This window comes from Leclercia sp. LSNIH8, assembly GCF_002920195.1.
Lineage (GTDB): Bacteria > Pseudomonadota > Gammaproteobacteria > Enterobacterales > Enterobacteriaceae > Enterobacter.
Genome location: NZ_PQJY01000013.1, coordinates 88,187 through 94,563 on the forward strand (window position 1 = coordinate 88,187; position 6,377 = coordinate 94,563).

Annotated in this window: 10 protein-coding genes and 2 pseudogenes; 10 read left to right on the forward strand and 2 right to left on the reverse strand. The window is 57.3% G+C overall.

Features of this window, described 5'->3' with window-relative positions:
* Positions 1 to 204 precede the first annotated feature (204 nt).
* Positions 205 to 870 carry a DUF6884 domain-containing protein gene (locus tag C3406_RS23645; protein WP_040113341.1) on the forward strand — a complete coding sequence of 222 codons (666 nt, stop codon included), beginning with the start codon at positions 205 to 207 and terminating at the stop codon, positions 868 to 870.
* 37 nt (positions 871 to 907) lie between these two features.
* On the forward strand, positions 908 to 1,360 hold the full coding sequence (locus tag C3406_RS26105) for a hypothetical protein (protein WP_040115233.1): 453 nt from the start codon (positions 908 to 910) through the stop codon (positions 1,358 to 1,360).
* 71 nt (positions 1,361 to 1,431) lie between these two features.
* Here C3406_RS26105 and C3406_RS23650 read toward each other — a convergent pair.
* Together C3406_RS23650 and merR are read right to left on the reverse strand one after the other, a co-directional pair.
* Positions 1,432 to 1,902 (reverse strand): annotated as a pseudogene (locus C3406_RS23650) (Tn3 family transposase); the annotation flags it as partial.
* 33 nt (positions 1,903 to 1,935) lie between these two features.
* The gene (merR, locus tag C3406_RS23655) at positions 1,936 to 2,391 is read right to left on the reverse strand and encodes an Hg(II)-responsive transcriptional regulator (protein WP_001166628.1); all 456 of its coding nucleotides are present in this window, start codon (positions 2,389 to 2,391) and stop codon (positions 1,936 to 1,938) included.
* 71 nt (positions 2,392 to 2,462) lie between these two features.
* Here merR and merT point away from each other — a divergent pair, with 71 nt between their 5' ends.
* From merT to C3406_RS26335, 8 genes and pseudogenes are all read left to right on the forward strand, one after another.
* Positions 2,463 to 2,858, forward strand: coding sequence for a mercuric ion transporter MerT (merT, locus tag C3406_RS23660; RefSeq protein WP_001294653.1), 396 nt, complete (start codon positions 2,463 to 2,465; stop codon positions 2,856 to 2,858).
* A 15-nt stretch (positions 2,859 to 2,873) separates the two neighbouring features.
* Positions 2,874 to 3,149 (forward strand): mercury resistance system periplasmic binding protein MerP, encoded by a 276-nt coding sequence (gene merP, locus C3406_RS23665; RefSeq protein WP_000732275.1) that lies wholly within the window; start codon positions 2,874 to 2,876, stop codon positions 3,147 to 3,149.
* A 27-nt stretch (positions 3,150 to 3,176) separates the two neighbouring features.
* Positions 3,177 to 3,602: an organomercurial transporter MerC gene (merC, locus tag C3406_RS23670; protein ID WP_000522996.1), complete on the forward strand. Its 426-nt coding sequence runs from the start codon at positions 3,177 to 3,179 to the stop codon at positions 3,600 to 3,602.
* A gap of 38 nt (positions 3,603 to 3,640) precedes the next feature.
* On the forward strand, positions 3,641 to 5,326 hold the full coding sequence (gene merA / locus C3406_RS23675; protein WP_000209296.1) for a mercury(II) reductase: 1,686 nt from the start codon (positions 3,641 to 3,643) through the stop codon (positions 5,324 to 5,326).
* A gap of 17 nt (positions 5,327 to 5,343) precedes the next feature.
* Entirely contained in the window at positions 5,344 to 5,709 is a 366-nt protein-coding gene (merD, locus tag C3406_RS23680) for a mercury resistance co-regulator MerD (RefSeq protein WP_001277466.1), read from the forward strand.
* Positions 5,706 to 5,942 carry a broad-spectrum mercury transporter MerE gene (merE, locus tag C3406_RS23685; RefSeq protein ID WP_001087807.1) on the forward strand — a complete coding sequence of 79 codons (237 nt, stop codon included), beginning with the start codon at positions 5,706 to 5,708 and terminating at the stop codon, positions 5,940 to 5,942. Before merD ends, merE begins: the two co-directional genes overlap by 4 nt.
* Before the next feature lie 65 nt (positions 5,943 to 6,007).
* Positions 6,008 to 6,220, forward strand: coding sequence for a DUF3330 domain-containing protein (locus C3406_RS23695; protein ID WP_000993245.1), 213 nt, complete (start codon positions 6,008 to 6,010; stop codon positions 6,218 to 6,220).
* A gap of 32 nt (positions 6,221 to 6,252) precedes the next feature.
* A pseudogene (locus tag C3406_RS26335) lies at positions 6,253 to 6,318 on the forward strand (EAL domain-containing protein); the annotation flags it as partial.
* Between the last annotated feature and the right edge of the window lie 59 nt (positions 6,319 to 6,377).

The following is a 6,377-nucleotide window of genomic DNA, read 5'->3' on the forward strand; positions in this document are numbered from 1 at the left end:
AGTACATAAAGTGAGCTAAAAAAGGCCAATAAGCGTGACACCGTCACCTCGCGAGGTTTTTTTGTGGTAACTAGTTATTAGTAAAGGCATGACTAAATGTATAATGGGATAGTTGTTCGGGCCTCCTCTTTGGTCGTTATCACGGATGAGGGGCTGTTACGACTGATAGACAGTGATTGCACACATTGGGCTAAGGGCAACAAAATGACGGCGTCGCGAATTACACACCTAATAACGTCCTGTACCAAAGGTAAGCACTTCCAGTGCGGCTCCCGTGCGGAACTGAGCATCCGGGCCGGAGAGACACCTGAAGAGGCTATGGCCAGTTGGGCAGCGACCATAAGACGGTCGCAAAGTGCATCACCGGTACCCGCCCTATCGCTCTATACTGGGAATCACTGGTCAACGGCAAAAGAGATTTTACGGACGACGGAAAACCTGGAGTTGTGGGTGATCTCTGCCGGGTTGGGTTTTTTGAATAGTCGGGACCTCGTCGACGTATATGAAGCCACCTTTCATAATTTACCGTTCAGTCACCGCCATTGGTGGCGGGAATTAACAAATACATTCGGGAAGGAAAGATCGGAGAATTCCATAGGGACGTTAATGGAAGCCAGGCCTACTGATGATTACGTGATCGCTGCCTCCCCAGTTTATATCGCTGCGGTTGAGGACGATATCCTGGCAGGAGTAGGTAAACTAAATAATCCCATTGCCCAGTTGACCGTTGTAACATCTGGGGCATATTCTGGGGGGCTGGAACCCTATTTAATTCGTAGTGAATCCCGCATGATGCCGGAACTTTCAAGCAACATGGTATGTCTCAACATCAAACTCGCGCAATATATCATTAGTAGTCAACGCATTTAGTCTATGGCTGAAATAGATAAAACAGAGGGTTTTAGAATTGAAAGCGATTATCCATGTTAATTCGACAAATGACAGTATTACTATCCAGCTATGCGGAGTTGGCGCTACTGAGGTACAGGCCAGAGAGAAAGCATTTGGCAACGTAAATCGCGTTGTTAATGTCTCCAGTCAGCAGTATCAGGGCGGACAGTGTGTCACAGCATCTCAAGAATTTATAGATGCCTACAATGTAGAACCTGTTTGGGACTCACGATTTGATGAGACTGGTAAGGTTGTAAATAGCCTTAATGAAGACTCACATCAGTTTATTGTTGATTTTTTGGAAAGTCTGTTTATTGATGAAAATGGCGAACTGAATTGCCGTGTGAAATCTGTACAGAATGAAACTTCTGATAAAAAAAGATTAGTAAATGAGTCTTCGGCATTTAGACATGCTATGGATATCCACTATAAATATGCTTCAGCGATCAAACCTGATACTAGTCATTAACTCTCTTCCGCCTCGTTTTGTATCTCTTACTTCATAAAGGGGTTTGAGGGCCAATGGAACGAAAACGTACGCTAAGAAGGTAATTCATTGTTTAAATTAAAATTTAATTCTCTCAGTTCCCCCTTCAAAATATCCTCCGGTAGCGTGAACGTATAATGCCCCAGCATATTGATATGCCCGTGCATCAGTGGGGATAACCGGACGATATCTTCACCCCCGGTTTCTTCTCCATTCCTGCGCATCCAGCTCAGGGCTTCCTGCATATAAAGTGTGTTCCACAGTACCACTGCGTTAGTGACGAGGCCCAGTGCACCCAGTTGATCTTCCTGACCTTCACGATAGCGCTTTCTGATCTCACCGCGCTGCCCGTAGCAGATCGCCCTCGCCACAGCATGGCGGCCTTCTCCCCGGTTTAGCTGCGTCAGGATCCGCCGACGATAATCTTCATCATCAATATAATTTAGAAGGTACAGCGTCTTGTTGACGCGCCCCACTTCCATGATCGCCTGTGCCAACCCTGATGGGCGCGAGCTTTTCAGCAAGGGGTCGTCTCAGAATTCGGAAAATAAAGCACGCTAAGGCGTAGTCACCCCGTGACTCCCCCGCGCCGATGCAGCGAGCTTCGTTCCGTCTTGCAGTGACGCAATCAGCGGGCAGGAAACGTTCCCTTTCCGCGCATGGCAGGCGCACACCAGTTCAGACAGCACGGCCTCCATGCGTGCCAAGTCGGCCATCTTCTCGCGCACATCCTTGAGCTTGTGCTCGGCCAGGCCGCTGGCTTCCTCGCAATGGGTGCCATCCTCCAGCCGCAGTAGCTCGGCGATTTCGTCCAGGCTAAAGCCCAGCCGCTGGGCCGATTTCACGAACCGCACTCGTGTTACATCCGCCTCGCCATAGCGGCGAATGCTGCCATAGGGCTTGTCTGGCTCCGGCAGCAGGCCCTTGCGCTGGTAGAACCGGATGGTCTCCACATTGACCCCGGCCGCCTTGGCAAAAACGCCAATGGTCAGATTCTCAAAATTAATTTGCATATCGCTTGACTCCGTACATAACTACGGAAGTAAGCTTAAGCTATCCAAACCAAATTTGAAAGGACAAGCGTATGTCTGAACCACAAAAGTCTGAACCACAAAAGTCTGAACCACAAAAGTCTGAACCACAAAACGGGCGCGGCGCGCTCTTCGCCGGTGGGCTGGCCGCCATTCTTGCGTCGGCCTGCTGCCTGGGGCCGCTGGTTTTGATCGCCTTGGGGTTCAGCGGGGCATGGATCGGCAACCTGACGGTGCTGGAACCCTATCGCCCGATCTTCATCGGCGCAGCGCTGGTCGCGCTGTTTTTCGCCTGGCGGCGCATCTACCGCCCGGCGCAAGCCTGCAAACCGGGTGAGGTCTGCGCGATTCCCCAAGTGCGAGCTACTTACAAGCTCATTTTCTGGATCGTGGCCGCGCTGGTCCTGGTCTCGCTCGGATTTCCCTACGTCATGCCATTTTTCTATTAATCACAGGAGTTCATCATGAAAAAACTGTTTGCCGCCCTCGCCCTCGCTGCCGTTGTTGCCCCCGTGTGGGCCGCCACCCAGACCGTCACGCTGTCCGTGCCTGGCATGACCTGCGCCTCTTGCCCGATCACTGTCAAGCACGCGCTTTCCAAGGTTGAGGGCGTGAGCAAGACCGACGTAAGTTTCGACAAGCGCCAGGCCGTCGTCACCTTCGACGATGCCAAGACCAACGTCCAGAAGTTGACCAAGGCGACCGAGGACGCGGGCTATCCGTCCAGCCTCAAACGCTGATCCGTTAACCGAACTCGGGAGCGACACATGGGACTCATCACGCGCATCGCTGGCAAAACCGGCGCGCTCGGCAGCGTCGTTTCCGCGATGGGCTGCGCCGCCTGTTTTCCTGCCATCGCCAGCTTTGGCGCGGCCATCGGACTGGGCTTCTTGAGCCAGTACGAGGGGCTATTCATTGGCATCCTGCTGCCGATGTTCGCCGGCATCGCGTTACTCGCCAATGCTATCGCTTGGCTCAATCATCGACAGTGGCGACGCACGGCGCTCGGCACGATAGGCCCGATCTTGGTGCTGGCAGCGGTGTTTTTAATGCGGGCTTACGGCTGGCAGAGCGGTGGACTGCTCTATGTCGGCCTGGCCTTGATGGTTGGGGTGTCGGTCTGGGATTTCATCTCGCCAGCACATCGCCGCTGCGGGCCGGACAGCTGTGAATTGCCAGAACAACGTGGCTGACGGCAACAGCCGTAGCCACCACAGAAAAGGAAAAATACATGACCACCCTGAAAATCACCGGGATGACCTGCGACTCGTGCGCGGCTCACGTCAAGGAAGCCTTGGAGAAAGTGCCCGGCGTGCAATCGGCGCTGGTGTCCTATCCGAAGGGCACAGCGCAACTCGCCATTGAGGCGGGCACGTCATCGGATGCGCTGACTACCGCCGTGGCCGGACTGGGCTACGAGGCAACGCTTGCCGATGCGCCACCGACGGACAACCGCGCCGGCCTGCTCGACAAGATGCGCGGCTGGATAGGGGCCGCTGATAAGCCCAGTGGCAACGAACGCCCGTTGCAGGTCGTCGTCATTGGTAGCGGTGGAGCCGCGATGGCGGCAGCACTGAAGGCCGTCGAGCAAGGCGCGCAGGTCACGCTGATTGAGCGCGGCACCATCGGCGGCACCTGCGTCAACGTCGGTTGTGTGCCGTCCAAGATCATGATCCGCGCCGCCCACATCGCCCATCTGCGCCGGGAAAGCCCATTCGACGGCGGCATGCCACCCACACCGCCGACGATCTTGCGCGAGCGGCTGCTGGCCCAGCAGCAGGCCCGTGTCGAAGAACTCCGTCATGCCAAGTACGAAGGCATCCTGGACGGCAATTCAGCCATCACCGTTCTGCACGGTGAAGCGCGTTTCAAGGACGACCAGAGCCTTATCGTTAGTTTGAACGAGGGTGGCGAGCGCGTCGTGATGTTCGACCGCTGCCTGGTCGCCACGGGTGCCAGCCCGGCGGTCCCGCCGATTCCGGGCTTGAAAGAGTCACCCTACTGGACTTCCACCGAGGCCCTGGCGAGCGACACCATTCCCGAACGCCTTGCCGTAATCGGCTCGTCGGTGGTGGCGCTGGAGCTGGCGCAAGCCTTTGCCCGGCTGGGCAGCAAGGTCACGGCCCTGGCGCGCAATACCTTGTTCTTCCGTGAAGACCCGGCCATCGGCGAGGCGGTGACAGCCGCTTTCCGTGCCGAGGGCATCGAGGTGCTGGAGCACACGCAAGCCAGCCAGGTCGCCCATATGGACGGTGAATTCGTGCTGACCACCACGCACGGTGAATTGCGCGCCGACAAGCTGCTGGTCGCCACCGGCCGGACACCGAACACGCGCAGCCTGGCATTGGAAGCGGCGGGGGTAGCCGTCAATGCGCAGGGGGCCATCGTCATCGACAAGGGCATGCGCACCAGTAGCCCGAACATCTACGCGGCCGGCGACTGCACCGACCAGCCGCAGTTCGTCTATGTGGCGGCAGCGGCCGGCACTCGTGCGGCGATCAACATGACTGGCGGCGATGCGGCCCTGGACCTGACCGCAATGCCGGCCGTGGTGTTCACCGACCCGCAGGTCGCCACCGTGGGCTACAGCGAGGCGGAAGCACATCACGACGGGATCGAGACCGACAGTCGCCTGCTAACACTGGATAACGTGCCGCGTGCGCTTGCCAACTTCGACACACGCGGCTTCATCAAGCTGGTCATCGAGGAAGGTAGCGGACGGCTCATCGGCGTGCAAGCGGTGGCCCCGGAAGCGGGTGAACTGATCCAGACGGCGGTGCTCGCCATTCGCAACCGTATGACCGTGCAGGAACTGGCCGACCAATTGTTCCCCTACCTGACCATGGTCGAAGGGCTGAAGCTCGCGGCGCAGACCTTCAGCAAGGACGTGAAGCAGCTTTCGTGCTGCGCCGGATGAGGAAAAGGAGGTGTTCAATGAGCGCCTACACAGTGTCCCGGCTGGCCCTTGATGCCGGGGTGAGCGTGCATATCGTGCGCGACTACCTGCTGCGCGGATTGCTACGGCCGGTCGCGTACACCACGGGCGGCTACGGCTTGTTCGATGACACCGCGTTGCAACGGCTGCGCTTTGTACGGGCTGCCTTCGAAGCGGGTATCGGCCTGGACGCACTGGCGCGGCTGTGCCGGGCGCTGGATGCTGCGGACGGTGACGGTGCGTCTGCGCAGCTTGCCGTGTTGCGGCAACTCGTCGAGCGTCGGCGCGAGGCCCTGGCCAGCCTCGAAATGCAACTGGCCGCCATGCCAACCGAACCGGCACAGCACGCGGAGAGTCTGCCATGAACAGCCCAGAGCACTTGCCGTCTGAGACGCACAAACCGATCACCGGCTACTTGTGGGGCGCGCTGGCCGTGCTCACCTGTCCCTGCCATTTGCCGATTCTCGCCATTGTGCTAGCCGGCACGACGGCCGGCGCGTTCATCGGGGAGCACTGGGGTATTGCAGCCCTCACGCTGACCGGCTTGTTTGTCCTGTCTGTGACGCGGCTGCTGCGGGCCTTCAAGGGAAGATCATGACCGCTTCCCAGCCAGCCGAGAGTGGGCAGCTTTGAGCTTCGCTACCAATCTGGAGGAGTACCACCATGAACGCAAACGCCCCGAACACTGCCAGTTGCACCACCTGCTGCGTATGCTGCAAAGAAATTCCGCTCGATGCCGCCTTCACCCCGGAAGGCGCGGAATACGTCGAACATTTCTGCGGGCTGGATTGCTATGAACGCTTCCAGGCACGCGCCAAGGCCGCGACAGAATCTGACATTGCGCCTGTCCCTGGCGGTTCGCAGCCGTCAGATTGAGGCATACCCTAACTTGATGTCAGATGCCATGTGTCATTTTCAGAAGACGACTGCACCAGTTGATTGGGCGTAATGGCTGTTGTGCAGCCAGCTCCTGACAGTTCAATATCAGAAGTGATCTGCACCAATCTCGACTATGCTCAATACTCGTGTGCAC